Origin of the sequence: Nocardia sp. NPDC024068 (assembly GCF_040638875.1) — a bacterium.
In the GTDB taxonomy this organism is placed as follows: Bacteria; Actinomycetota; Actinomycetes; order Mycobacteriales; family Mycobacteriaceae; genus Nocardia.
Window position 1 is genome coordinate 1 of sequence record NZ_JBEZYU010000043.1, and the last position, 25,447, is coordinate 25,447.

Annotated in this window: 22 protein-coding genes; 13 read left to right on the plus strand and 9 right to left on the minus strand. The window is 67.7% G+C overall.

Going from position 1 to position 25,447, the window contains the following annotated elements; translation table 11 throughout:
- Positions 1-361 precede the first annotated feature (361 nt).
- The 7 genes from AB0F41_RS24125 to AB0F41_RS24155 all read right to left on the minus strand — a co-directional run bounded on the left by AB0F41_RS24125 (position 362) and on the right by AB0F41_RS24155 (position 8,535).
- Positions 362-820 carry a flavodoxin domain-containing protein gene (locus AB0F41_RS24125; protein WP_357427437.1) on the minus strand — a complete coding sequence of 153 codons (459 nt, stop codon included), beginning with the start codon at positions 818-820 and terminating at the stop codon, positions 362-364.
- Between the two features lie 39 nt (positions 821-859).
- Positions 860-2,227: an MATE family efflux transporter gene (locus AB0F41_RS24130; RefSeq protein WP_357427517.1), complete on the minus strand. Its 1,368-nt coding sequence runs from the start codon at positions 2,225-2,227 to the stop codon at positions 860-862.
- 80 nt (positions 2,228-2,307) lie between these two features.
- Entirely contained in the window at positions 2,308-3,456 is a 1,149-nt protein-coding gene (locus AB0F41_RS24135; RefSeq protein WP_357427439.1) for a cysteine synthase family protein, read from the minus strand.
- A 54-nt stretch (positions 3,457-3,510) separates the two neighbouring features.
- Positions 3,511-4,893 (minus strand): alanine racemase, encoded by a 1,383-nt coding sequence (locus AB0F41_RS24140; RefSeq protein WP_357427441.1) that lies wholly within the window; start codon positions 4,891-4,893, stop codon positions 3,511-3,513.
- A complete protein-coding gene (locus tag AB0F41_RS24145; RefSeq protein WP_357427443.1) occupies positions 4,884-5,894 on the minus strand; it encodes an ornithine cyclodeaminase family protein in 1,011 nt (336 codons plus the stop codon). The genes AB0F41_RS24140 and AB0F41_RS24145 overlap by 10 nt, the downstream gene beginning before the upstream one ends.
- Positions 5,866-7,026 (minus strand): TauD/TfdA family dioxygenase, encoded by a 1,161-nt coding sequence (locus AB0F41_RS24150; protein ID WP_357427445.1) that lies wholly within the window; start codon positions 7,024-7,026, stop codon positions 5,866-5,868. Before AB0F41_RS24150 ends, AB0F41_RS24145 begins: the two co-directional genes overlap by 29 nt.
- Before the next feature lie 300 nt (positions 7,027-7,326).
- Positions 7,327-8,535 (minus strand): hypothetical protein, encoded by a 1,209-nt coding sequence (locus AB0F41_RS24155; RefSeq protein ID WP_357427447.1) that lies wholly within the window; start codon positions 8,533-8,535, stop codon positions 7,327-7,329.
- A 144-nt stretch (positions 8,536-8,679) separates the two neighbouring features.
- Between AB0F41_RS24155 and AB0F41_RS24160 the strand changes: the two genes are divergently transcribed.
- Positions 8,680-10,446 carry an FHA domain-containing protein gene (locus AB0F41_RS24160; protein ID WP_357427449.1) on the plus strand — a complete coding sequence of 589 codons (1,767 nt, stop codon included), beginning with the start codon at positions 8,680-8,682 and terminating at the stop codon, positions 10,444-10,446.
- Between the two features lie 7 nt (positions 10,447-10,453).
- Here the strand turns inward: AB0F41_RS24160 and AB0F41_RS24165 are convergent, their stop codons facing one another.
- Positions 10,454-11,887 carry a metallopeptidase gene (locus AB0F41_RS24165; protein ID WP_357427451.1) on the minus strand — a complete coding sequence of 478 codons (1,434 nt, stop codon included), beginning with the start codon at positions 11,885-11,887 and terminating at the stop codon, positions 10,454-10,456.
- Positions 11,888-12,002: 115 nt separating this feature from the next.
- On the opposite strand from AB0F41_RS24165, the gene AB0F41_RS24170 reads away from it, so the two are divergent.
- The 10 genes from AB0F41_RS24170 to AB0F41_RS24215 all read left to right on the plus strand — a co-directional run bounded on the left by AB0F41_RS24170 (position 12,003) and on the right by AB0F41_RS24215 (position 22,986).
- Positions 12,003-14,681, plus strand: coding sequence for an FHA domain-containing protein (locus AB0F41_RS24170; protein WP_357427453.1), 2,679 nt, complete (start codon positions 12,003-12,005; stop codon positions 14,679-14,681).
- 88 nt (positions 14,682-14,769) lie between these two features.
- Complete coding sequence (locus tag AB0F41_RS24175) at positions 14,770-16,668, plus strand: hypothetical protein (protein WP_357427455.1); 1,899 nt, start codon at positions 14,770-14,772, stop codon at positions 16,666-16,668.
- Between the two features lie 148 nt (positions 16,669-16,816).
- Positions 16,817-17,260: a 50S ribosomal protein L13 gene (rplM, locus tag AB0F41_RS24180; RefSeq protein ID WP_357427457.1), complete on the plus strand. Its 444-nt coding sequence runs from the start codon at positions 16,817-16,819 to the stop codon at positions 17,258-17,260.
- Positions 17,261-17,322: 62 nt separating this feature from the next.
- Positions 17,323-17,769, plus strand: a complete 447-nt coding sequence (gene rpsI / locus AB0F41_RS24185) for a 30S ribosomal protein S9 (protein ID WP_357427519.1) — start codon at positions 17,323-17,325, stop codon at positions 17,767-17,769.
- A 199-nt stretch (positions 17,770-17,968) separates the two neighbouring features.
- Positions 17,969-19,354 carry a phosphoglucosamine mutase gene (gene glmM / locus AB0F41_RS24190; protein WP_357427459.1) on the plus strand — a complete coding sequence of 462 codons (1,386 nt, stop codon included), beginning with the start codon at positions 17,969-17,971 and terminating at the stop codon, positions 19,352-19,354.
- A gap of 140 nt (positions 19,355-19,494) precedes the next feature.
- The gene (locus tag AB0F41_RS24195; RefSeq protein WP_357427461.1) at positions 19,495-19,686 is read left to right on the plus strand and encodes a PspC domain-containing protein; all 192 of its coding nucleotides are present in this window, start codon (positions 19,495-19,497) and stop codon (positions 19,684-19,686) included.
- Between the two features lie 155 nt (positions 19,687-19,841).
- Complete coding sequence (locus AB0F41_RS24200; RefSeq protein WP_357427463.1) at positions 19,842-20,150, plus strand: DUF6802 family protein; 309 nt, start codon at positions 19,842-19,844, stop codon at positions 20,148-20,150.
- 131 nt (positions 20,151-20,281) lie between these two features.
- A complete protein-coding gene (locus tag AB0F41_RS24205; RefSeq protein WP_357427465.1) occupies positions 20,282-20,599 on the plus strand; it encodes a hypothetical protein in 318 nt (105 codons plus the stop codon).
- A gap of 2 nt (positions 20,600-20,601) precedes the next feature.
- Positions 20,602-22,383, plus strand: a complete 1,782-nt coding sequence (locus tag AB0F41_RS24210) for a hypothetical protein (RefSeq protein ID WP_357427467.1) — start codon at positions 20,602-20,604, stop codon at positions 22,381-22,383.
- A 48-nt stretch (positions 22,384-22,431) separates the two neighbouring features.
- Positions 22,432-22,986, plus strand: a complete 555-nt coding sequence (locus tag AB0F41_RS24215) for a hypothetical protein (protein ID WP_357427469.1) — start codon at positions 22,432-22,434, stop codon at positions 22,984-22,986.
- 81 nt (positions 22,987-23,067) lie between these two features.
- Here AB0F41_RS24215 and AB0F41_RS24220 read toward each other — a convergent pair whose 3' ends face one another.
- On the minus strand, positions 23,068-23,526 hold the full coding sequence (locus AB0F41_RS24220; RefSeq protein WP_357427471.1) for a hypothetical protein: 459 nt from the start codon (positions 23,524-23,526) through the stop codon (positions 23,068-23,070).
- A gap of 496 nt (positions 23,527-24,022) precedes the next feature.
- Between AB0F41_RS24220 and AB0F41_RS24225 the strand changes: the two genes are divergently transcribed.
- Positions 24,023-24,721, plus strand: a complete 699-nt coding sequence (locus AB0F41_RS24225; RefSeq protein WP_357427473.1) for a DUF6301 family protein — start codon at positions 24,023-24,025, stop codon at positions 24,719-24,721.
- A 68-nt stretch (positions 24,722-24,789) separates the two neighbouring features.
- The gene (locus tag AB0F41_RS24230; RefSeq protein WP_357427475.1) at positions 24,790-25,197 is read left to right on the plus strand and encodes a hypothetical protein; all 408 of its coding nucleotides are present in this window, start codon (positions 24,790-24,792) and stop codon (positions 25,195-25,197) included.
- Positions 25,198-25,447: the final 250 nt, after the last annotated feature.

Genomic DNA, 25,447 nt, shown 5'->3' on the forward strand with positions numbered 1-25,447 from the left:
CGAGGCGGCGCAGCCGCGAGTCTCGAGGGCTGACAGCAGACGCTTCGGGGGCCGAACCCCGCGCGCGCCAGCGCGCCAATAAACACAGCACCTTGGCGGGTGAGGTCACCTTCTCGCCTTGGCGGGTGAGGTCACCTGCCTCAGCTTGGCGAGCGGGGTCACCTCCTCACCTTGGCTGGCAAGGTCACCTCCCCACCTTCACAAACAAGCCCGCTCCAACACCTGAGTAGGTTCCGCGACCATGTAAGTGCTCAAAGGCCGCAACCCATGGCTTGTGCGCGCACATCGCATGCCATTCCAGAACCGGGCGCGCCCCACCCAACAGATGCGACCGTCGGGAGCAGGTGGTCTGGGTGCCGGATTATGTGGGAGTGAGAATTCCGGACCCGAGGGGGAGGGCCCGGACCCATTCGCGGCCCATCGTGGCCGGTTTGATTTCTCCGGAGGCGTCGTGGCGGCCGTGCTCGCCGATCTGCACGGCGCCGCGGGCGGTGAGTTTCGCGGCGGCGATCTCCCCGCCGCGGTTGAAGGTGCTGTCGTAGACCGAATCGCCCAGCCCGAATACGGCGAACCGCAGACCGGTGAGATCGGGGCGTCCGGCGTCGAGTGCCTCGAAGAAGGGTTCGGCGCCCGTGGGGAGGTCGCCCTCCCCGTAAGTGGAGCACACCACGATATGGAAGGTCGCCGGATCCAGTTCGCCGGGATCGAATTCGGACATATCGACGACCGTGACCTCGTGGCCGGACAATTCGTCGGCCATACCCTCCGCCACCTTCTCCGCCGTGCCCATTTCCGAGCCGAACAGGACGACAACGCGCACCGTGCCTACTCCTTCCGTGCAAACTTTGGTGAGGCAATCCTAACTTACGGCTTCGCGGGGGCGGTGGGCCACGGTGGCGTCGTTCCGGTCCAGCAGGCTGAAGTATTTGCGGAGCATCAGTCCGGCGGTGGCCGCCAGGCCCGCGGTGAGCCCCCACCACACCCCGGCGGCGCCCAGCCCGGCCGGGAAGGCGAGCAGTATCGCGGTGGGCAGTCCGACCACCCAGTAGCCCACCAGGGACAAACGGAAACCGGCGCCGGTGGCCTGCAGGCCACGCAGCAGCCCGGTGCCGATGTTCTGGGCGCCGTCGAAGAACTGCAGCACGATCCCGATGAGCAGTAGCGTGCGTGCCGCCTCGACGGTCTCGGTATCGGCGAGATCGAGGAAGGGCCGCAGCACCAGGTCGGGGGCGAAGGCGTAGGCCAGGCCGGTCACCGCCGCGACCACCGCGGCGAACCGCAGCGACAACCACGCCAGCCCGCGGGCGGATGCGGTCTCGTCGCGGGCGACGCTGTGGCTGACGAGCACCGAGGCGCCGTGCGAGATACCGATGGCGACCTGGAAGACGATGTAGATCACCTGATACACCACATTGTGGGCGGCCAGCGCGGCCGGGCCCAGCGCGCCCATCACCAGTGCGAGCACCGAGAACATCCCGGCCTCGGAGCCGTAGGTGAGGGCGATGGGCGTACCCAGCCGCAGTTCGGCCAGCACCGTCCGCTTCCGCACCGGCAGTGGGCGGACGGGGAGGGTGCGCCCGAGTTCGGCGTCGCGGCGCACCATCATCCAGAACACCGCGAACATCAGCAGGAAGACCAGTGAGGTCGCGACACCGATGCCGGTGAGGCCCAGGGCCGGCAGACCGGCCCAGCCGTGCATGAGTGCCAGCGCGAGCACCAGGTTGACCGCGATGGATCCGAGGGTCACCGGGAGCAGGGCCTGCGGTCGCCGCATACCGACCGTGTACTGGCGCAGCACCTGGAACCACAGACAGGGCAGCAGTCCGGGGGCCAGTGCCACCATCAGCGGCCGGGCATCCGCCAGCACCCCGGCGTCCTGACCGAGCCATTGCAGTGACCAGCCCAGCCCGACCAGGAGCAAACCGCCCAGCAGACCCGCCGCGGTGGCGATGAGGAAACTCGACCGGACCACGTCGCGGACTTCGTGGTCGGGATCGGTACCGCGTTTCTCGGCGGCGCCCACCGCGCTCGCGATCTGGTTACCGCTGCCGGTGATCAGGCCGACGCACATGGTCCGGATCTGATTGAACAGCACCAGCGCCAGCCCCCCTGCCGCTACCGCACGCACCCCCAGGCTGCCCATCAGGGCGATATTGGTGGTCGACACCGCGACCTGGGCGAGTTGGGTGAGGGCGATGGGAGCGGACAGGGCGGCGAGCCGCCGAATATCCGAGGCGGCGGGCCGCCTGGTGCCGGGGGCGGCGGTGGGCCGCTCGCCGGGACGGTTTCGCGAGGGGGGTGTGCTGATCACCGGGCCCGCACCATAGTGTCCGAATCCTCCGTCTGTTCGTCGTGGTCGTGGCGGCCGGCGGTCCGGGCTGTCCGGACCGCGCGGGGGGTTCCGGAATCGGTATTGCCCAGAACCGCGGCGCCAACCGGATGAGTTCCGCGGCCCGCGGGAGCATAACGGTTCAGCATGGCGTGGACCTCGCGTTCGGCCGTCGTGTCGAGCAGTTCCCGCGCCGCCATCCAGTCGTCGTCGAATACGGTGTCGAGGTATTTCTCGCCGCCGTCGCAGACGATCGTGACCACCGTGGACCCGGGCGGGAACTCCTCGAGCCTGGTCAGCGCCGCGTGCACGGATCCACCGGCCGATCCGCCCAGCATCAGGCCGAGCTGGCGCGAGACCGCGCGGCAGGTCGCGAACGCATCCCGGTCGGTGACCTTCACCCCTTCGTCGAGGAGGTCGTAGTCCACCGCGGTGCCGATGGTGGCGCCCGGTGGGGTACCGGTTCCCGACTGCCAGTACGGCCCACCCGCGCCGCCGAAAGCGATCGAGCCGACCGGTTCCACTCCGACCACCCGCGGGACGCAGCCCAGCTGGCGCAGCCGGGTCGCGGTGCCGAACAGCGATCCACCGGTGCCGACCGCGGACAGCAGAATATCCACCCGGTCCACTTCGGCGAGCAATTCGTCGGCCACGGCGTAATACCCGACGGCATTGGCGTCGTTGTTGTGCTGTTCGGTGAAATACGCGTCGGGATCATCGGCCGCCATGGCCTCGGCATGGTCCTCGCGGGCGGATGTGGCGAGTGTGTCGTCGCCGTCATCGGCGACGAACACCAGTTCGGCCCCCATTGCCTGCATGGCCCGCAATTTATCCTTGCTCGCGTGATGGTCGACCACCGCGGTGAATCGATAGCCGCGTTCGGCGGCCACCACCGCCAGGCCGAGCCCGGTATTTCCGGAGGTGGATTCGATGATATGCCCACCCGCGCCGAGCAATCCCCGGCGCTCTGCGTCCAAGACCATTTCGTGAGCCATTCGTATCTTGGCGGCGCCGGTCGGATTGAATTGCTCGAGTTTCAGTAATAATCGGGTGCCGGACGCGGTGGCCGCCAATTCGAAGAGCGGGGTGCGGCCGATCAGGTCCGTGACACGGGTGACGAGGGGCATGGCGGATCTCCTGGGCATCGATGGCGGGCAGTGCATGAGGCCGGGCCGGTGGCCTCATCGACAGGGGTGATCGAGTGCCCAGCGATACCGGCCGTCCGGAGTTTCGGACAGCACCACCTTCGGTGGGAGAGGTAATTCGTGAAAGGGCGATTCGTTGGAATCCATCTGGTAACCGGCGGTATTGGGGTAGACCAGCAGATCGCCGTCGGCGGCGGGCCGCGGCAGCGGTATCCGGCGCCAGCTGAGCATGTCGGATTCGAGGCAGGTGGCGGCGCCCACCACCGTGGGCGTCGGAGTGCCTGGCCCCTCGGGCCAGAGCACGGGGTCGGGCAGGTATTCGCTGCCGAACCACTGCTCCGACAGGCTCAGGCTGGAGCCGTCGACCGTCAGGATCCGGTAGGGCCGACCGTGTTCGTGGCGGGTTTTGGCGCCCTGTACCCGGAACACCGTGCTGCCGGCCCGGTCGAGCAGGGCGCGGCCGGGCTCGATCGCCAGGGTCGTCCCGCTGCGCCGCAACCGGCCCGCCAGATCATCGCTGTGCAGGATCGCGGCCAGCATCGCCGGACCCGGTTCGGGAAAGGCGTAGGGGTAATACGACTCGAACGTGCGGCCGGAATGGAACCACCGGCGGTTGACGCGCGCGCGGAAGTCCGACCAGTCGGCCGCGGATACATAATCCACCCCGAATCCGCCGCCGATGGACACAGTCGTGGCGGGATGTCCCTGGGTGCGGGCGGCCAGGCAGCGCCGGAGCAGCTGCCCGGCCAATTCGGCCCGGGGTTCGGCATCATAGCCGGAGAGATGAAAACTGAACCCCTCCAACGATATGGAGGGAAATTCGGCCGCCGCGGCGACCGCGCGATCGAGTTCGCCGTCCGTCATTCCGAACCGGCTGGCCGACGCCGCCGGTAACGCCCGGAGCAGAATCCGCACCGGAATATCCAGCGCGGCCAGTCGTTCCAGTTCGCCGAGACTGTCCACCGCGATCAAGCAGCCGTGCCGTGCGGCCAGCCAGTGCAGTTCCCCGGATTTCTCGGGACCGGTCACCATGAGCTCCGGACCGGTGACGCCCTGGCTCAGGGCGGCGACGAGTTCGCCGGTGCTCGCGATATCGATTCCGGCGCCCGCCGTGGCGCAGGCGCGGGCGACGCAGGCGGCTTTGTTCGCTTTCTTGCCGTAGTAGACGGCACCGGTTACCCCGCTCCGGGTGAATACCTCCTGGAATTCGCGGATATTGGCCGCCACCCGTGGCGGATACATGAGATGGAAGGGGCCGCCCACCGCGAACGCGATATCGCCGAGAATCCGCGGATCGCCGAGAATCCCCTGTTCCCAGGGGTCGCGGTGGGCGGGCACCGGTGCGGCTACGGTATCGGCGTATCCCTCGGGTGGTTCGGTACCGGTACCGGCGGGGGTGTCGGCTCCGGTCAATCCCATAGCGCCACCTCGGTCCCGCGGCCCTCGGCGATGGCGCGTTCGGCCAGGGCGTGCGCGACCGCGATATCGGTGAGCACCAGGCCGCTGTTGTAGACGAAGATCCGTTCGTCCTGACGCCGGCGGGCATCGGCACGGCGACTCAGGATCTGCGGCAGTTCGGCGTCCACCCACCGCAGCCCACCGTGCTCGTCGGCCATATCGGTGCCGGTCAGCGCCATCTGCTCGGCGCTGGTGGCGACCACGCGGTCGGCGTCGCGCAGGGTCGAGGGGGCGAGACCGTACCCCACCAGCACCACCACCGAGCCGGGTTTGAGGTGTTCGGATTCGATCGCGACCTCGGTGCCCGGTCCGGCGGTCGCCAGGACGACATCGGCGCCGCGGGCCGCATCGTAGGGATCGTCCACGGTGTCGAGCAGAGCGTGCGGCGCGTACTCGGCGAGCTGCCGGTGCACCGCCTCGATACCCTCGGGATGAGTGCCGTAGAGCATCAGTTTGCGCAACTGCGGATTGGCGGCCAGCAGATGCGGCAGCGCGTTGCGGCCCTGGGTGCCGGTGCCGATGAGCAGCGCGGTATCCGCGTCACGGCACAGTGTTTCGCGGACCAGCAGCGCCGATACCGCGGGGGTGCGCAGGGCGCCCACCCGGGAGCAGTCCATCATGGCGATCGGCGCGCCCGTGGTGTCGTCGTAGAGCGTGATGGTGGTGTAGTAGCGCTTGGTGGTGCGGTCGTGACCGGGGTCGAACTTGTAGGAACTCTTCATGGCGACCACCCGGCGCCGCCCGTCCCGGCCGAGCATCGCGTAGGCGACCGACCAGCCGTCCGGGTTGGCGACGCTGAGTTTGCGCGGGTTGTCGGAATCTCCCGCCGCCAGTGCGATATAGGCCTCTTCGACCGCCCGGACCACGTCGGCCGGAGCCACCGGGACATCGGCCAGGTCGCTGCGGCTCAGGACACGCAGGGGGGTCGCTCGGTCACGTGTGCTCAACGGATCCTCGATCATCTGCTGCACCGTTCCGCTCTTCCCGCACCCGGTGCGACGCCGGTGGCGCGAAGGGTGCGACGATCTGCTGACCGTATCCATTCTCCTCGGATTCGGCTGCGCGGCGACGGCGTTCGGGTAACCGGATATTCACTCGTTTCAGCCAGCGGTCGGTGCCGTCGTAGCGGGCGGTGAACGGGACGCGGCCGTGGACCGCTACATCGTTGTCCATCAGCAGCAGCTCACCGGGCCGCAAGGTGGCCAGGACACAGACACTTTCGAGTTCGCGTTCCAGGTGCGCGTAGGCCGCTCGGAAGTCCGGACCGGCATCGTCGAGCGGGGTATATGCCGGGTCGTACCGCAGCGTGAGCGCGTCGTGCGCGGTTTCGCCGCCGGCGTTCCACAGGGTGGGTACGGGGACGGCGGTGGCGCGGTCGAAATCCGATCCGTAGGACACATCCGGCAGGATCGGCAGCGTGGGTGTGCACAGCACGTCCCGCTGGACCTGCGAGAGGCGCGCCCGGCGTACCGAGGACACGGTGGTACCCACCCGGTCGGGATTGCGCAGGCAGCCCAGCATCAGCAGATTCGCCCGCTGCGGGTGGAACGCGTCCTCGGTGTGCGGGCTGAGCAGCACGGTGCTGCTGGCCCCGGACTGTTCGAATTCGTGCCCGGCGGCCGGCACGATGTTGTTGATCAGTCGGCCGTCCTGCTGGCCGGCCCAGCCGAACGGTTCACCGGCCGCCGCGGCGAGCAGCAGCATGGCGATATCCCATTCGAACGAGCAGCCCGGCCGGTCCGGGTCCGCGCTCCAGGCGGTCGCGGTCTCCCAATCCGGTGGAGTGGGACCGATCTCGTCGTCGGTCAAAGGCAGCCTGCTCAGGACACAGGCACCGGCGGGAGTGGCCGGTGGCCGGACGGCGGTACGTATCTCGGCGGGGAGGTCGGCGGCCCGGGCCTCGATCAGGGCCGGCAGCGCCGGATCGGCGAGGCTGCGTCCGCCGGTCCGGGTGGCCGAGGTGTTCAGTGTGAGTGCGATCTCAGCGGCCAGTTCACGTACCGCGCGTCCGGCGGTCTCGGGTAACTCACGGTGCTCGATATCTTCGATGCTCGGTGGTTGAAGCGTCTTACGTTCGGAGAGAACGCTTTTCACCAATGTTTCCCTTCTCGGATTCATGTTCTGAGTACCGTGCTGACGAGTTGGAATGCGAAGTTAGTGCGTCGGCCGCGTCCAGGCAAGGGTTACCTAACTACGGCGTGTGATAGCGATTCGATATAACACACTCAAAGTACAGGTGGGCGGGCACGTGACCATCCGGCGAGTGCGCCGCGATGAGACGCAGAACACGGTAAGGCTAGCCTGTCCTAGCGGCCAAATCGGGTCGGCGCGCCGCAGGTCGAGAGTGTCCGCGCCGCAACGAATTACGACCGCGCCGAGGCGCGTCGTACCGGCCTACAGACTGTTGGCGAGCAGGGCGTACTGGGCGGAGACCTTCTGTTCGATCTCCGTTTCGTCATCACTGGAGACGACGCCCACATACCGCTTGTAGGGAACGAAGCACCGGTACCGGTACTGGCGCTGCGGATCGCCTTTCTCGTTGAGCTCCAGGCATTTCGCGCCCGGAATATCCGCAGGGGTGGGCATGGGGCCGTACACAGCGCCCGCCGATTCGATGAAACCGTCCACCAGGACCGGTGCGCCCGCCGGATCACGGACCCGGGCCACCGAGCTTCCGTCGGCGTAGGCGGTGCTCTCGAAACCGGACGCCTCCAGCAGCCGGGTCCGGGCGACCTGATCGTCGGCATCGTGGATCAGATAGTTCGGCCCGTAGACCGCGAACCGGTCCGGATCGGGTGTCTGACCCTCCCGATCGGCGACCGCCACCCGGGCCAGCAGGTTCTCCGGATCTACCGGGAGATCGGCGATATCGGCGGTGGGAGTGGGCCGGAACCGGTCCAGCCGATCCAGCTGTGCGGTGAGTGTTTTGTCCACCCACGACACCAGATCGGCGCTATCGGCCTTCGGGCGCTGGACGAACAAGGAGATCACGAATTCCTCATGGGCGAGGAAGGCGCCGATATTGGCGACACCCGGCCGCCAGTGCACCAGTGCGCCGGGAAACTTCGCCGACTTCAGCGGCCGGTTCTGCGGCGAGACCGCGATATCGGCGGCCTCCAGCTCGGTCGCGGCCCTACCCGCGCTCGCGCTATCCGGAAAACGCAACGCCACCAGTGTGATCGCGGTGGCATCGGGATTCGGGCGCGTCCCGCCCTCCGGATCGTCGCGGTCGGCGCCGCTGGCCATATAGCCGACCAGCATCTTGCGGTTCTTCAGGATCGGCTCGGAGACATTGGCCAGGAAATCGATCGCGGTGGCCGTATCCGGCAGCACCTTGGACCCCCGGCCGAATTTCAGCGACGGATCGACCTGGCTGCTGGTCGCCACGGCCTCCGACATCCGGATGCCCTCCAGCATCGGGCCGTGCTCACCCGCTTCCTGCGGATAGCTGAACCGGTCGACCGGGAAATCGCCGACCGCGAGCGTCCGCACGTCGATTTCCCCCGGCACCGGGCTACCGGCTACGGAACCACACGCGGTCAGGCCTGCCACCAGGAGGGCGATAACCGCGGTGACGGTGGTGGCGCGCGATATCCGAACCATGGGCCGGCCCCTCGTTCCGATCGAAGCTGCGCTGTCGAAGTTACCCGACGCGGTCTGATCTCGGGGAGGCCTGCTCCGGCTCGTGCCATACCCTGGTCTGGTGGCAGACAACCCCAGGCGCACCCGCGGCGAGGGCTGATCCGAATGCGGGACCAGCAGGTCGAGGTCGTGCCCGGGCCGCATGCCGCGGCGCGGGTCGCGGGCGCGGTGGTGCTGGTGGCACATAGGGGACAGGGCAGGCCCACCGAGGACGCCCCGGCGATGCGGGCCCTGGTTTCCCTCGCGGAACTGGTGCACGAGGCCACCGCACGGCAACCCGAGGAGCCCGGCGCTCTCATCGCTCGCGCGGTGACCAGATGGCTCATGGCCCAGGCCGATCGGACCGGCCGGGGCGCGCCGGTCGATTTCGGCATCCTGTCCGCGGCGGGCCCGGGCCGGGTGGCGATCTTCCTGCACGGCGGGATCACCGCGATGGTGGACGGCGACCGGACGGAGTACTTCCACGGCCGCGACGCGGTGTTCACGGTGGACCGCGCCGCGGTGCTGCCCGCGCGTGCGGTCGCGCTCTTCGTCGACGACGCCGCCCCTGGCTCCGACGACGCCGCCCCTGGCTCCGACGACGCCGCCCCTGGCTCCGACGACACCGCATCGGGGGACGCGCTGCCCGAGTTGCCGCGGACCCGTGGGATCGGCCGGCTGGTGGAAGGTATCGCCGAGGCCGCGGCGGTGATCGCCTGGTCCCCGGCCGCCCGCATCGCGCAGACCCCGGATCCGGCCGGACCGGGTGTCTCGCTCGGCAAGAAGGCGCCGCTGGACGCATCCGGTTCCGCCGCGGCGACGACCTCGGCCGGTGCCCTGGAAACCGCCGAGATTCCGCGAGCCCCGGCCACCCGGGAATTGCCACGAACCCCTGAACCGCCACGAACCCCTGAACCGCCACGAACCCCTGAACCGCCGCGGGCCTCGGAACCGCCGCGGGCCTCGGAAACGCCTCGATCGAGTCCGGCGCCGCCGATGATCCCGGACGAGATCCCGACCGCGGCCGCCGCGCCCATGCTGGACAGCGTGGAACTCTCGCAGCGCGGCGACGCCGCCGAAACGGCCGCGGCCGGGCGCGAACCCACCGGAGGATCGCGGACACCGGCACCGGTCACCGACCCGCATCACGCCGAGACCGAGATCAGCGGTCGGCAGCGGGCGGGAGATCCGGCGAGCCGGCCACCGGTGCTCGGCGAGTTCGACGAGACATCGGAATCGCGCCCGCGCCACGGCGATCCGCTCGCACGCCCGTTGCCCGCGCACCCCACACCCCGAGTGGACCTGCCGGTATCACCGGGCACCCCGCTACACGGGCCGCCGGAGCGTCACGTACCGCCGCTGGACGCGGAACTGCGCCGCCGCACCGAGGCCACCGCGAAGGGCGCCGCGCTCACGGTGAAGGTCATGGGGTTCAAATGCGCGCGGGCCCATCCCACCGATCCCCGCGCCGCCTTCTGCAGTGTCTGCGGTATGCCGGTGGACCAGACCCAGCCGCTCATCGAGGTGGTGCGGCCGCCGCTGGGCATCCTGGTTCTCGACGACGGCGCGACGTATCTGCTCGACACCGACTCCGTACTGGGTCGCGATCCGGAGGGCTCGGACCAGGCGCGGCGTGGGCTGACCCCGCTGCAGGTCGTCGACAACTCCGGCGGAATGTCACGCGCCCACGCGGAACTGCTGCTGGTCAACTGGGATGTGACGTTGGTGGACCGGGGATCCACCAACGGCACCCGCACCCGCGCCACCGGCTACCGCGACTGGGTCCGGGTGCCGCCGTATCAGCCGGTGGTCCTGGTCCCGGGCACCGAGATCCTCATCGGGCAGCGGATGTTGCGCTACGAATCCGCGGCGCCGCCGCCCTTCGGATCCTGAGCGCGGCCTATTCGTACCGGGCGCTGCACGTGTCCTCGCCGCCCAGCACCCCCGCCCGGAAGGCATCCACCCGGGAGAACCCGCTCGGCACCGTTTTACCCTCGACATCGCTGGCCGCCAGCCCGTCGGTGAGCAGACCGGACACCGCTTCGTCCAGATCGCCCGCCGCCAGGGTGATATCGCCCTGGGAACGGCCCGGTTGCGCCAGTTCACCGGTGGCCACACCGGACAGGCACGCGGCCCGCAGGCCTGTTTTCGCGCCGACCAGATCCTGGTCGCGGTTCTTCTGCACCGACAGGGTGTAGCGGGAGATGAAAACGACGTAGCCGTTGTAGTCGCCGGTGACCTTCACGGGTAAGGGGACATCGGAATCGTCGGCGGCGGTGCCGCGTTCGGCGAGCCCTTCGACATTGGTGGCGATGGTGTTGCTCGCCGGGCAGTAGGTCACCGGTTCGGTGGAGACACCGTCACGGCATTCGACTTCCGCGCCCTCGTAGGAGTACGTCGGCTCGTTCTCGGTCGGCAGGATCACCGCCAGCGCCTTGCCCAACTCCACCAGACTCTGCTGGGTGATCTCGAATTCCCCCGAGGCGCCGTCGAAACTCTGCGGCAGATCGCCGCGGCGCTGTTCGATCTCCTCCATATCGATGCCCTTGCAGCCCTTGGCGCCGTCGGTGAAACCGACCTGTACCGCGGTCACCCGCTCGAAGGCCGAACCGTGCACACTCTCCGGGTCGTCGGGATCGGAATCACGGATCGCCACGGTCGCCGCGAGTACCGAATTGAGCCCGTCGGAGGTATTGACGGTGAAGTAGTCCGACCTGCCCTCCGCCACCCAGCGCATATACGCGCCGGCGAAGCAGTCGGCCTGCTGTTCCTTGACGATCACCGGATCGTCGTCGCCGACGATATCGGCGTTGTTCTGGATCGCGTGCCCGTACTCGTGGGCGATCACCATCACCACCGCCATCTGCCCGAAGGTGTCGGCCATGGTGGGCAGCAGCAGTTCGCGGTCCCAGCCGATCGAGTTGTCGAGCCGGCAGTAGGCGGCGTTGACCATGCGGTAGGTCGATTCGGTACAGAACTCCACCGAATCCTTGCGGGAATCGCGGGCGCTCCAGGAGATGAGCTTCTGCACCGGTTCGAAGTCGCCCTCGAACTCGGCGTCGTAGTGCTCGCTCCAATACGCCTCGACATCGGTCACGGCGCTCAGCGCCAGGGTGTCGATCTCGCCGCCGTCACCGTTGCGCGCGCTCAACGCCGGTGGTGGCGCGTCCTCGCGCGGACCGCTGGGACCGCTCGTCGTGGGCAGCCCGGCGACCTGGAAGGGGTTGTCGTAGATGGAGACCGCCCGGCCGTCGACCGACCGCGTGCACCCGGTGACCAGCAACAGCGCGCATATCGCCGTCACAGCCACGGCCACGGCCCGAAATCTCGGCATGGATCCTCCCCCAATTCGGCCGATACGGTGCTGGCATTTTTCCCGCCGGAACGGGGAAAGTCGCCCCTCAGCGGGGGCACCTCCGATGCCCGGGTAATGGAATAGTATCCGCTGCATGTCTGCACCGGGGGTGCGCACCATCACGGTGCGCCATGATGGAACCGAACGTGTCTTCGATTCGAGTCAGCAGATCACCCTGGGCCGTGCGCCCGAGGTGACGCTGTTCGTCGACAGTCCGCTGGTCTCGCGGGTACACGCGACGCTCGCCTGGCAGTCGGGAGCCTGGGTGCTCACCGACAACGGCAGTACCAACGGGGTGTTCGTCGACGCGCGCCGGGTAGGACGGCCCGTGCCGATCGACCGGCCGACCCAAGTCAGGCTCGGTGACGCGATCAGCGGCCCGCTGCTCTGGCTGGTTCCATCGGGGGTCCCGCAGCCGCAGCCGCAGCACCAGCCGCAGCCGCAGCACCAGCCACAGCTGCAGCCACAGCACCAGCCGCCGCCGCAGCAGCACCAGCAGCGGCCGTCGCAGCAACTGCCGCGGAACCCGCCCCCACCGCAGCAGCGCCCACCCGCTCCACCGAATCGTCCGCCGTCCGGTGCGCAGCCGCAGGTCCCGCCCCGGGGATCCGCGTCGGGACCCATCCCGAACACTCCCCACCCCACTCCGCATCAACCGCACCCGCAGTGGACCCCGCCGCGCGGGCAGCAGCCGCCGCCCGCCGGTACCGGGCCGGCGGTCGAACAGCCGCTCCAGCCCGCCAACGTGAACATGACCGCCAAGGCGAGTGTGGCGGCGGTCCCGCCGGTGCGCCACCGCGCCACGGAAGGTCCGGTGGCGCGCGCGGACCGGCTGCCGCCGGGTGGTCTGACCATCGGCCGTACCTCCGACAACCAGATCGTCGTCAACGATCCGCTGGCCTCCCGGAGACACGCGCGGCTCATCGGCGGCGCGGAGGGACTGGTCCTCGAGGACTTCGGATCGGCCAACGGAACCTTCGTCAACGGTGTCCGTCAGCAGCGCACGGTGCTGCGGGAACGCGACATCATCACCATCGGCAACATCGACTTCGAAGTGCAGCAGGGCACACTGGTGCACCGGCAGCGGCCCGTCGCCGAACAGGGCCTGGGCGTGCACGGGATCGGCTTCACGGTCGAGGGCAACAAACAACTGCTGGTCGATGTCAACATGCAGGCCGCCCGCGGCACCCTGACGGCGCTGATCGGCCCGTCCGGCGCCGGTAAATCCACGCTGTCCAGGCTGATCGCGGGTAGTACCCAGCCCTCCAGCGGTGTGGTGACCTTCGAAGGCCACGATCTGCACGCCGAATACCAGGCGCTGCGTTCCCGGATCGGCATGGTCCCGCAGGACGATGTGCTGCATCGTCAGCTCACGGTCCGGCAGGCACTCGGATTCGCGGCCGAGCTGCGGCTGCCGCCCGACTCGTCCAAGGCCGATCGCCAGCAGGTCATCGACGGTGTGCTGCGCGAACTCTCACTGACCGAGCACGCCGACACCCGGGTGGACCGGCTGTCGGGCGGGCAGCGCAAACGCGCGTCGGTGGCGCTGGAACTACTGACCGGTCCGTCGCTGCTGATCCTCGACGAACCGACGTCCGGTCTGGATCCCGCACTGGACCGGCAGGTCATGATGATGCTGCGCGAGCTCGCCGACGCCGGCCGTGTGGTGATCGTGGTGACCCATTCGGTCGCCTGCCTCGATATGTGCGACCAGGTGGTACTGCTGGCACCCGGTGGTAAAACCGCGTACGCCGGCAACCCGGCCGGGGTGGAATCCGCGCTGGGCACCAGTGATTGGGCCAGGATCTTCGCCGATGTGGCGGCCAACCCCGACGCCGCGTTCGCGCACTTCCGATCCCGGCAGGCCGCGCTGCCACCGCCACCGCCGCCCGCGGCGCAGCAGGGCGGAACCGGCTCGCCGCCGCAATCGGGTGCCTGGAAGCAGTTCTCGACGCTGGCCCGGCGCCAGATCCGGCTGATCCTGGCCGACCGCGGCTACCTCTCCTTCCTCGTCCTGCTGCCGTTCGTGCTCGGCGGGCTGTCGCTCGTGGTGCCGGGACAATACGGATTCTCGAAACCACCGCTGACCCAGGCCGACGACGGCAGCTTCATTCGCGCCGGCAGCTCCGAGCCGCAGCAGCTGCTGGTGGTGCTCATCCTCGGCGCCTGCTTCATGGGCGCCACTCTCTCGGTGCGCGATCTGGTCGGGGAACGCACGATCTTCCAGCGGGAACGGGCGGTCGGGTTGCGGCCCGGGGCCTACCTCACCGCCAAGGTCGTGATCTTCGGGCTGGCCGTATTACTGCAGTCGGCGGTCATGATCGGTTTCGTGCTGCTGGGCAAGAAACGGCCGGAGGAGGGTTCGGTGCTGGCCGTGGGCGGCGCCGAGCTCTATCTCGATATCGCGGCCACCGCGGTCGCCTGCGTGGTGTTCGGGCTGCTGCTGTCGAGCCTGGCCAAATCGAGCGAACAGGTGATGCCGCTGCTGGTGGTGGCGATCATGGGCCTGCTCGTCATGGCCGGCGGTCTGATCCCGGTCACCGACCGCGTAGTGCTGGAACAGGTTTCCTGGCTGTTCCCCTCGCGCTGGGGCTATGCCGCGGCGGCATCGACGGTGGATGTTCGCGCACTGTTCGTCCAATCGCAACAAGACGGGTTCTGGGAGCACGCCCGCGGCGCATGGTTCCTGGATATCGGCATGGTGGTGGCCATCACGGTGGTCCTCGCGTTGCTCACCTGGAGCCGTTTGCGGCTGAAGAAGTCCGCCAGATGAGACCGGTGACCGGCCCCGCGGACCTGCCGCTCCACCCGTGGGTGGGGGCGGCGAGCGCAACGACCACACACCAGGCACACTGATGCCTGTGATGGTGCGAGTTGGGGCGGTACATCTCGGGTGGGATGTGGTGTCCGTGGCCGCGGGCGGATCCGGCGTGCCCATCCGCCCAGTACAGGTCGAGGGCAGCTACAACCCGCCCGCCTATCTGCTGGCCGACGCCTCCGGCCGGCTCTACACCGCGGGCGTGGACAAACAGCGGCCGGATCTGGGCATGGCGATCCCGGATGTGCGCGATATTCTCGGGCACCCGCAGATCGTCATCGCCGGTGCGACCTGGCCGGCCGAACTCGTATTCCGTGCCCGGCTCTACAACCCGCTGGCCGCCGTCGGGAGCTATCTGCGGGGCAAACCGGATGTGGTCGCGCTGCCGTACCCGGACGATTGGCCCGACGCGAAGATCGACGCCTACGCCCAGCTGGTGGAACAGCTCGACGTCGAGGTGGAACCGATCCCGGAATCCATCGCGCTGTCCGGTTATGTGCGCGCCCTGGGCCTGGTCCGTCCGCCCGATCACGCCCTGCCCGACGGTCTCGGCGCGACCGCGGTGCATTTCGACGGTCAGGTGGTGGACGGCCGCGCCAATGTCCTGGTCGTCGCGGTGCACGGTGACGAGGAGCGGCCCACCGAATCGGTGTATGTGCCGATCGACCCCGAATCCACCCACGACCCGCGGGTCGCCGACGATACGGTGATCGAGGTCATGGCCGCGGCGCGGGCGATGGGCGCGGACAATTCGACGGTGCTGCTGGCCGGGCAGGTGGTGTTCAACGAGACCCTGCGCTTCGCCTTCCGCAATCATCTGGGGCAACGCCTGAAGAAGGCCGAGCATCCCATGCACGCACTCGTTCTCGGCGCGACCCATCTGCTGGTCACCGAGAGTGAGGACGACGAGGAACCCGAGCCGTATCCGAACCCCGGCCCGCCCCCGGAACGCCCCGCCCCGGGGGCGGGTTACGCGGTGCCCGGCCCGGGACAGCCCGCACCGGGCGGCCTGTACCCACCGGTCGCGCAGCAGAACCCACCGGGTTCCGGCGGTGGCGCCGGGTATCCCGGCGGGGGCGCCCGGGATACGGGCGCACCCGGACGGCCCGGTGGGAATCCGCAGGGTCCGGCGCAGTATCCGCTCCGGCCCGGACCGGAGCAGTCCGGCGCCGATCGGGCGGCCGGGGGGTCCGATCGACCCCCGACCGGACCGGATCCCCGGGGCGCCGAACCGCGGGCCGGGGGCCCGGTACCGTACGGTCCGCCGAATCAGCAGCCCGCCCCGCCGGAGATGGGTTCGGGGCAGGAACCGACCGTCAAGGTCGACCGCGGTGACCTGCCGCCGCCGATATCCGGACCGGCCAGCCGCTTCACCCGGCCGCCCGACCCCGATACCGGAACCCAGCCGGCGGCGCCGCCGGCCGGGTATCCGAGTGGCGGACCCGGGCGTCCGGACCGCCAGCCGGGCGCGGCGGTGCCACCGGAGCACGAGGGCGACAAGCCCAAGGGCAAGCTCTGGAACAAGATGAAGGACAACATCTTCGGCGCCCACGCCGTGATCGGCGCGGCCGCGCTTGCGGTGTCGGTGTGGGGTGCCGACGGCACCGGGGTCGCGCAGGCCCAGGCCACTACGCCGGAACCCGGTGTGGTCCGGGCGTCCGATCCGGTTCCGGGAACGATTCCCGCCTCGACGAGTGCGGCCGGTTGCGTCCCGATGCCGCGGGTGATGATCGAACCGCCCGGTGCGGCCGAACCCGGGGAAACGGGCCCCGCCCGGTCGCTCTATGCCCGCGTCCCCTCCGCGCCCTCTGCCGGGGAGCGGACCCCCGAACCCGCCGAAGCGGACGCGGGCGGATGTGAGCGGCCGGATATCGACACCCTGCGATACCTGGTACCCGGCCGTCCCGGGGTCGCCGATCCCGGCCCGCCGTTCGACGTCTGACCCGCTCCGGGTCGATTTCCGGGCTCGATACGTGACTGGTATCGTGGTCCGCTGGTGTGCGGAACACCGAGTCCCGGGTCTCAACCGGCCGCCGGGAACCACTCGACCGCACATGGCCGGCAGCACCGACGACAGACAGGGAAGCACTGTGCCTACGTACAGCCCGAAGGCGGGTGACGTGACCCGGCAGTGGTACGTCATCGACGCCACTGACGTAGTGCTCGGCCGTCTTGCCGTTCAGGCAGCGAATCTGCTGCGTGGCAAGCACAAGCCGACCTACGCTCCGCATATGGACGGTGGCGATTTCGTCATCATCATCAACGCCGACAAGGTTGCCGTCAGCGGCAACAAGCGCGACGGCAAGCGCATCTACCACCACTCCGGGCATCCCGGCGGCCTCAAGTCCCGCACTGTCGGTGAGGTGCTGGACACCCGCCCCGACCGTCTGGTGGAGAAGGCCGTCAAGGGCATGATCCCCAAGAACAAGCTGGGCAACGCCATCGCCGGCAAGCTGAAGGTGTACGCGGGCCCGACTCATCCGCACGCCGCTCAGCAGCCCGTTCCGTTCGAGATCAAGCAGGTGGCCCAGTGACCGCTCCCGAGGAATTCACCGAATACGACGAAGCGGTCGTCGAAGACGCCGCCGCCGAGGTCCTGGACGAGGGCGTTGTCTACGACGAGGAAGCCGAGTTCGTCGAGTACGCGGCCCCGCTGGACCGTCCCGTGCAGACCGTCGGCCGCCGCAAGGAGGCCGTGGTCCGGGTGCGCCTGGTCCCGGGTACCGGCAACTTCGTGCTGAACGGCCGTTCGATCGAGGACTACTTCCCGAACAAGGTGCACCAGCAGCTGGTGAAGTCCCCGCTGGTCACCGTCGAGCGCGTCGAATCCTTCGACGTGTACGCCCGCCTGCACGGCGGCGGCCCCTCCGGCCAGGCCGGCGCGCTGCGCCTCGCCATCGCCCGGGCGCTGACCGTGGTCAACGCGGACGACCGGCCCGCGCTCAAGCGTGCCGGGTTCCTCACCCGTGACCCGCGTGCCACCGAGCGCAAGAAGTACGGCCTCAAGAAGGCCCGTAAAGCGCCGCAGTACTCGAAGCGCTGATATCACCGGTACCGGCCGTCCGCTCGCCCTACGCGGGCGGACGGGCCGGTGTCGACTACGAGAGCAGGCAGCCAGCCGGTCTGGTCGCCTGCTCTCGTGCTATATGTACCGCGGTGTTCGCCGGGCCTGCCGTCGGAAGGGCAGTTCGGCAGTGGTCGTCGCGCGCCGTGGACTCACTGACGAGGGACAAGGCCAAAGTATGGGACATTTGTTCGGCACCGACGGCGTACGCGGGCTCGCCAACGATTCGTTGAGCCCGGAGCTGGCGCTGCGGGTCGCCGGGGCGGCGGCGCAGGTACTGGGTGCGGATGTCAGGTCCGGTCGCCGCAAGGTGGCCGTGGTCGGGCGCGACCCGCGGGCCAGCGGGGAGATGCTGGAGGCCGCGGTGACCGCGGGCCTCACCGCCGCCGGAATGGACGTATTACCGGTCGGGGTGCTGCCGACCCCGGCCGTCGCCTATCTGACCGGTCTGTACGAGGCCAGTCTGGGCGTGATGATCTCCGCGTCGCACAACCCGATGCCGGATAACGGGATCAAGATCTTCGCGGCGGGTGGCCACAAACTCGAGGACGCGGTCGAGGAGCAGATCGAAGCCCGGGTGAACAGCGGTGACGTCGCCCGCCCGACCGGCGCGGCCATCGGCCGGGTGCTCAACGCCTCCGGGGCGCGGCATCCCGGAGCGGATCTGCCCGACCAGGTCGGTGTCGGCGGCACCCATGAACGCTATGTCGAGCATCTGGTCGAGGTCACCGGCCGGAACCTGCACGGACTGACCGTCGTCGTGGACTGCGCCCACGGCGCCGCCTCGGAGGTCGGGCCCGCCGCCTACCGGGAAGCCGGGGCGAACGTGGTGGCCATCAACGCCGAACCCGACGGTCTCAATATCAACGATCGCTGCGGGTCGACCCATATCGAACAGGTACAGCGCGCCGTGCTGGAACACGGTGCCGATCTGGGTCTGGCCCACGACGGCGACGCCGACCGCTGCCTCGCGGTGGACGCCCGCGGTGAGCTGGTGGACGGCGACGCCATCATGGCGGTCCTCGCCCTCGGTATGCACGAGGCCGGAACCCTGGTCCAGGACACCCTGGTCGCCACCGTGATGAGCAATCTCGGCCTGCATCTGGCCATGCGCGCGGCCGGGATCACCGTGCGCACCACCGGTGTAGGTGACCGCTACGTTCTCGAGGAACTGCGCGCCGGCGGTTTCACGCTCGGCGGCGAGCAGTCGGGTCACGTGGTGTTCCCGGAATACGGCACCACCGGCGACGGTGTCCTCACCGGCCTGCAGTTGATGGCCCGGATGTCGGCGACCGGGAAACCGCTGGCGGAACTGGCCGGCGTGGTCCAGAAGGTGCCCCAGGTGCTGGTGAACGTCCCGGTGACCGATAAATCCGCGGTTACCGCCGACCCCGGCATCCTGGAAGCCGTGCGCGCCGCCGAGGAGCTGCTCGGCGATACCGGCCGGATCCTGCTGCGTCCCAGCGGAACCGAACAGCTGGTCCGGGTGATGGTGGAGGCCACCGATCACGACCGCGCCGAGCAGCTGGCCGATGACCTGGCCAAACGGGTGGCGTCGGTCTGACCGCCCCCGCCCGGCTCAGGGTCCGACCCTGAGCCGGGCGCCCCGGAATATCAGGGCCGCATCGGTATCGCTGCCGATGCGCGCCCAGACCCCCGGTCCGGATAGTGGAGGTTGTAGTACCCGCTACCGAAAGGACCGCCATGACCGCCCCCGCGCGCCGCTTCACCCGCTCCACCACCGATAAGTGGATCGGCGGTGTCTGCGGCGGTATCGCCGAGTACTTCGGCTGGAGCTCCGGTATCGTCCGGCTGCTGTTCGTCCTGTCCTGCGTACTGCCCGGACCACAGTTCATCATCTACCTGGTGCTGTGGCTGATGATGCCGAAGCGATGACATCCGGCCGGGTCTGCTCCGACCACGGCTTCCTGGATCCCGCAGCCCCGCAGCCCCGTTCCCATACCGGGAGCGGGGCTGCATTATGCCGGTGGGGATGGAAAGATGGGCACAACGCATAACCCGTAGTCGACCAACGGAACCGAGGAGGACCCATGCCCCTATCCGGAGAGTTCCCCGGACTCGGTATGCCGAATTTCGACACCTCCTCGTCCCTGGACGGCCTCGGTCCGGTGGAGATGGAGTCCCCTACCCAAGACCTCAACGGTGACGGCGTTCTCGACACCTTCACCACCACCGGCCCCGATTCGATGAGTGTGTGGACCGACTCCGATCTCGACGGCCTCGCCGATCAGCTGAGCATCGTGGAGAACGACGGTGATTACTCCGCGTGGGAGTACCACCGCAACCCGGATGGGACGGGGGACTGGCGGCAGACCGACAAGGGGAGAGTCGGGGAGTGACCGGTAGGGCGCGGCGGCCCGGGATGGAACCGAAGTCCCGGCCGTCGCGTCGAACCAGGTAGCAGCAGAGCGCCCCGCAGGGCCGATCGGGGGAGTACCCGGGAGGGGCGGGCAATACGGAGGGGAGATCCGTGAGTACCGGTGAACAAACGGTCGGCATGCAGTCCGACGCGGTGGTGAGCTTGGCCAACAAAATGCGAACCAGCGCCGGTGAAGTGAAGAACCAGGTGGGGCAGGTCGCCGGCAATATGATTGCGCCCGGCGATACCGGGTTCGCTTACAAAGCGCAGGGGGATGCTATTCACGCCGGGCTCGACGCCGTGCAGCAGTGGCTGAACGACTGGTCCGAGGCGACACAACTCACCGGTGACGCGATGGGGCAGACCGTGATCGAGATGTCGACGGTTGACAAGGAAAACTCCGACAAGACCCAGCAGGCTGCGAGCTGATCATGGAAACTCGTTCCTGCACCGAACTGCTCAGAATCGGATCCGGAGCACTCCGGTATTTCGAGGTTCTGGAAGTCCGCTACCTGCGTTGGGTGGGTGACGCGAAGTCGGCCGACTTCAAGCCGTATGCGGCTCTGCACGAACTCTGCTATCAGCACAACGGTCTGAACGAGGATGCCTTCCGCCGATCTGCGGATGTTTTGAAGACCGTGCTCGACCGGGTCGCCACCGAGCGTAATCAGCAGGCGACATTCGCGCAGACCTTGTCCACGGTGTGGTGGGGTGACGCTGCGACCGCGGCCTCGAACATGATGGCGAGGCAACTCCAGCTGTCGGAGATCGATATCAATATCGTGCGCAATGTGTATGCAGAAATGGACGCCGCGCCGCAAGCTTTACGTGATGCGGTGGCAATAAAAGCCAAGGCTGCTGTCGACGGGATTCTGGTAGGTGAAGAAATCAAGGTCGATGGCAAAACCCCCGAAGATATCGACAGTATTATCACCTTCGCTACAGGCTTTGGAACGACCACCACCGACTGGTTCGGCGACTCCCTGCTCGATAAAGTCAACAGAATATTTCCTGATTGTTCGTTTTCGGCGACTCGGCTCGACTGGTCCGACGTCACGGGAGAGGGGGTGAACTCGTCCGGGGGTGTGGGAAAAGGTAGTGACACCGCGATCGCCAGTGACGCACAACTTCACCAGAAAGCCGCTGCGATGAGGGATCGTTGTATCAATTGGCTCAATGATCCCTTCAAGACCGAATACGAGTCGAATATCAGGGAGTTCGTGGCAGCCTGCAATCAAACGAATCAGGGAATAGCAGCTGTCTTCGATGAACTGGTGAGGGCCTTCCAAGGCTTGAACGAGACCAAGTACCCCTGCCCCAAGGTTTCGCAGACACCACAGACGACGAACCCGTCCGGAAACCCGTCGGGACAGCCCAGTTCCACCGGAACCCCGTCGACCACAGGTACGCCCTCGACGACTACGCCCTCCACGACAACCACCCCTTCCACGACCACCACACCGTCGACGACCACGACACCGTCCACAACCCCCAGCAGCACCGACAATCCGCTGTCCACCCTTGCGTCACTGGGCACACAGCTCGCGTCGTCCGGTATCGGTACCCAGCTGTCCGAGGGGCTGAACAGCCTGGTCGGCTCCGCGACCCAGCAGATCTCCAGCACGCTCGAGGCGCTGCGGGAACAGGCGGAGCAGGCGATCGATACGGACGGTGACGGCGAGCCGGACGTAGACCTGGATGGCGACGGCAAACCGGATCAGGACGCCGATGGCGACGGGGTGCCCGACAAGGACCTCGATGGTGACGGTGAGCCGGATAAGGATGCGGACGGTGACGGTCAGCCGGATGCCGAGGGCGACAAGGGTGTCGAGTTCGACGGTAAGAACTACAAGCTGGAAGTCGGCCCTGAAGGGCAGCTGAATCTCGTGGTCGACAGCGCCGACGGCGAGCCGGTGAACTACAAGGTCGAGATCGGCGAGGACGGTAGGCCGACGATCGTCACCGAGGGCGAACAGGGCGCCACGGCGCCTCCGGAGACCGAAAATCCGCAGCCCGCCGGTCAACCGGCCGGTGTGCCGGCTGCCCCGGTCGCGCCGAAGGGAGAAGACGGCGAGCACCAGCCGCAGGACTATCCGGTGCAGCCCCCCGAGGGAACGGCCGAAGAGGAAACGCCCCAACAGGTGGAAACAGCTCCGCCGCCCGTTCCTCCGGTCGATACCGGTGCGCAGCTTGCCGAGGCGGGTCCCCTGTGAGCATCACGAATTCGGTGACAGCTCCCGGGCAGGGGCGGTGAGGAAGGTATGGCGAGCGAGATAGAACGGATCGGCGAGGAGTGCCGCCGGTACGCCGACCGCATGGTGGAACGGATGGCGGAGTCGCGGGCGCAGCGGGAAGCCCGGAGTCGTCAGATGGCCGAACAGTCCGCGGCCGAAATGCGGAAGCTCCGGCAGGGGATGGCAGAGGCCCCGGCCGAACAGACAGGTCGGGCGGAAGAGCGGCGGCTCGGCGGCGATCGGCAAGAGCAGCAGGCCGCCGTGCGGCCGCAACCGAATGGAAATCAGCCGCCACCGGACCTGTTTCGACTACGGCAGGACGAAATCGAGCGCCTGCGGAACCTGGAGTTGCGCCGGCAGCAAGAGATGATGGCCCCGTCGAGCGGGGACGGTGGGGTACCCGGGCAACATGCTCACGAGGGCGGGCCCACGGAGTCCGCGGAGCAGCTCGGCGACCTCGACCCACGTGAAGCAATCGCGCGTGCCGCCGCGGCGCGGCGCAGAAACAGTGTCGTCGCACCGATAGACGATGACGGTGACTACGAAGCGGACTACTACCGGCGCAACAACTGGCTGGTCTGAGGGCGAAGGCGCCGGATACCGCTACGGCATCCGCTGTGGTCGTCCGGACTCCCCGGATATCGCTTGACCGTCCGTAGTAGGTCAGAAATTTTGCTTGTTCGGGTGGAATGTGATCCCAAGCAGCGGAAATTCCAGCCGAGAGTTGCCGGAATTTTCGTCCCACGCGTCGTACTCCAGGGCGTCCGGACCCGGGATTCCATAAGCGTCGCGGAGTGCTGTCACCACCATCGATGCGAGGTTCCTATAGCTGTCAGTGGTTGCGGGCCACGGGAGTCGGGTCCACCAATTCTCGCCGTCCCAGGGTGGTCTGGGCTCCTGCCACCCTGCCGCCGTGATGATTCGAACCCCGTCTGCGTCGGTCATGTTCAGCCGGCGGCCGCCGGGTATCTCGGCTTGGATCCCCTTGTCGTACCAGCAGAACTGGGCGAACCGTATGCGTTCAGACCGCGGAACGCGCTCGGATACGACCACCAATGCTCCGGCGGGAAGCGTTGCCAATGTTTCGGTCAACCCTTCTGCGAATTCCGGCCAGTCCGTCATACTGCATCTCCTTCGCGCGTTCTTTGAACCACTTTCCGGGATTTCGGCGCGCGTTGTCACGGTCTTTTTCCGACACCGGAGGCAAGGGTGACCGGCCTAGATAGTGGAATAGGTGTACATCATTCATTCGTGCACCTCGGCCTGGTGCTGATTTGATACTCTCAATGTTCGGATGGGTGCGGATCGGGGGCGGAGGAAGTTTCCGGGGATTTCCGCATGAATTCCCATATCGACCTGCAGAAATGGGCGATCCGCCGACGGTCCCACAGCGGTCCCGGTGCGGAGATTACGGCCACTGTGCCGGAGGGAAGCGCCGCGAGGATTCCGGTCGGCCTCGCGGTGAAGTTCGCCCACGCAGTCATGCCGCCCCCTTCGTCTACTCCCCGTTCATGTCACAAGCAACCGTATCGTATACGCGTAACCCGTGCGATACAGCGCTGTGGAAGTAAGTAATGTCGGCTGGTGAGTCTCGTGCCCGGCCGGATATGATGATGCTATGACCGAATGGCGGGTAATCGGGGATGCCGAGGTTGCGGAGTTGGCGGAGCGGCTGCGGTCGCTGCGCTGGTCCTGGCAATTGGCGGATTTTGCTGATCTGGCGGAGATATTCGGCTGGCGAATCGAGATGAGCGATTCGTCGTCGTGGGTCATGTTCGACTCGGGATTGGGTATGACCAGCGGAAAGGCTCTGGGCCACGACGGTATCGTGGACGATATAAGAGTGATGCTTACCGACTTCGCCGACGCGGATGCTTCACGACGCGACCGAATACGTGACCTCTTCGCCCGTTATGCCGGTGTAGTAACGGAAGCGTTGGGCGAGCCGAGTTATCGTTTGCCGGGAAATGCGCCCGAAGTACGGTGGGCAGGGCCTTCCTCTACGCTGTCTTTGCGAGCACTTTCGACCACGGTGTCGTTGCATTTGTCCACGAACAGCTCCCTTGCTCTTCAAGATATGGCTACCGAAGCGCAGGGCGAAGATTCTATTGACCAGGAACAACAACCTGCCGGCGCGCCCGCAGGTGTGCCCGGCGCTCCGGTCGGCAGGAAAGAGGAAGCCGGCGAGCACGTGCCCCAGGAGTATCCGGCCGAGACGGAGGAAGAGCCCGAGGTGGCGCAGGAGCCTCCGGTCCGGCCACCTGCCGCGCCGCCCGTCGATACCGGTGCTCAGCTCGCCGAAGCCAGGCCGCTCTGAGCGGGTTCCTCGGCGGCTATCGATAGACGGAACGGGAAGGGGAGGTCGTAGTAGACCATGTTCGCGAGATGGAGCGAATTGCCGAGGAAGCGCGCTGGCGCTCGACTCGGCTGGTCGAGGAGATGCACGAGAGCAGACAGCGATCGCGAAATGCCGAACAAACGCTGATCGTGCAAACGGTCGGCCGGATAACGGAACTCGGCCGGCAGGACAAGAAGCAATCGCCGGAGCCGTCGATCGAACCGGCGGCTTCGCCGCGTCCCGATACCGGGTGGGATGCCGCGGCTGGTCGTGATCAGCGTGAGGAGTTCGCATCGCCGGTGAGCGGACTGCCCGAGAATCGGAGCCCTCTCCACGAAGTACCAGTACCGACGGGTGAGTTCGACCAGCGGGACGCGATTGCGCGCGCTGGCGCCGCGCGCCGCCGCCGGGCGCCGCAGAAACAATGTCGTCGCACCAAGCGGCGACGACGGTGACGACGAAGGCGAGTACTACCGGCGCAAGAGTTGGCTGGTCTGAAACGGTTCGGACGGAATCGGCTTCAGGTCTGACTCGGCTCATCATCGCGGCGTCGATCTTTCGAGCACCAGGATTTTGGGTGCTGAGGCGTAGGCCGCCCATATCCTCAACAGCGATATCGGGGGTTCGGATCAACTCGATAGTCGGGTTCGTCGGGGGCAGATCGGCTACGACGGACTGCCCGTGGAATCGGTGAGGACGTGTGCA

What these genes read in the sequence shown, in the direction of transcription:
- AB0F41_RS24230 (WP_357427475.1), top strand. Translation starts at nt 24,790, where the DNA reads ATGGAGCGAATTGCCGAGGAAGCGCGCTGGCGCTCGACTCGGCTGGTC.
- AB0F41_RS24200 (WP_357427463.1), top strand. Translation starts at nt 19,842, where the DNA reads ATGCCCCTATCCGGAGAGTTCCCCGGACTCGGTATGCCGAATTTCGAC.
- AB0F41_RS24145 (WP_357427443.1), bottom strand. Translation starts at nt 5,894, where the DNA reads ATGATCGAGGATCCGTTGAGCACACGTGACCGAGCGACCCCCCTGCGT.
- AB0F41_RS24195 (WP_357427461.1), top strand. Translation starts at nt 19,495, where the DNA reads ATGACCGCCCCCGCGCGCCGCTTCACCCGCTCCACCACCGATAAGTGG.
- AB0F41_RS24215 (WP_357427469.1), top strand. Translation starts at nt 22,432, where the DNA reads ATGGCGAGCGAGATAGAACGGATCGGCGAGGAGTGCCGCCGGTACGCC.
- AB0F41_RS24135 (WP_357427439.1), bottom strand. Translation starts at nt 3,456, where the DNA reads ATGCCCCTCGTCACCCGTGTCACGGACCTGATCGGCCGCACCCCGCTC.
- AB0F41_RS24170 (WP_357427453.1), top strand. Translation starts at nt 12,003, where the DNA reads ATGTCTGCACCGGGGGTGCGCACCATCACGGTGCGCCATGATGGAACC.
- AB0F41_RS24140 (WP_357427441.1), bottom strand. Translation starts at nt 4,893, where the DNA reads ATGGGATTGACCGGAGCCGACACCCCCGCCGGTACCGGTACCGAACCA.
- AB0F41_RS24160 (WP_357427449.1), top strand. Translation starts at nt 8,680, where the DNA reads ATGCGGGACCAGCAGGTCGAGGTCGTGCCCGGGCCGCATGCCGCGGCG.
- AB0F41_RS24155 (WP_357427447.1), bottom strand. Translation starts at nt 8,535, where the DNA reads ATGGTTCGGATATCGCGCGCCACCACCGTCACCGCGGTTATCGCCCTC.
- AB0F41_RS24225 (WP_357427473.1), top strand. Translation starts at nt 24,023, where the DNA reads ATGACCGAATGGCGGGTAATCGGGGATGCCGAGGTTGCGGAGTTGGCG.
- AB0F41_RS24165 (WP_357427451.1), bottom strand. Translation starts at nt 11,887, where the DNA reads ATGCCGAGATTTCGGGCCGTGGCCGTGGCTGTGACGGCGATATGCGCG.
- AB0F41_RS24220 (WP_357427471.1), bottom strand. Translation starts at nt 23,526, where the DNA reads ATGACGGACTGGCCGGAATTCGCAGAAGGGTTGACCGAAACATTGGCA.
- AB0F41_RS24210 (WP_357427467.1), top strand. Translation starts at nt 20,602, where the DNA reads ATGGAAACTCGTTCCTGCACCGAACTGCTCAGAATCGGATCCGGAGCA.
- glmM (WP_357427459.1), top strand. Translation starts at nt 17,969, where the DNA reads ATGGGACATTTGTTCGGCACCGACGGCGTACGCGGGCTCGCCAACGAT.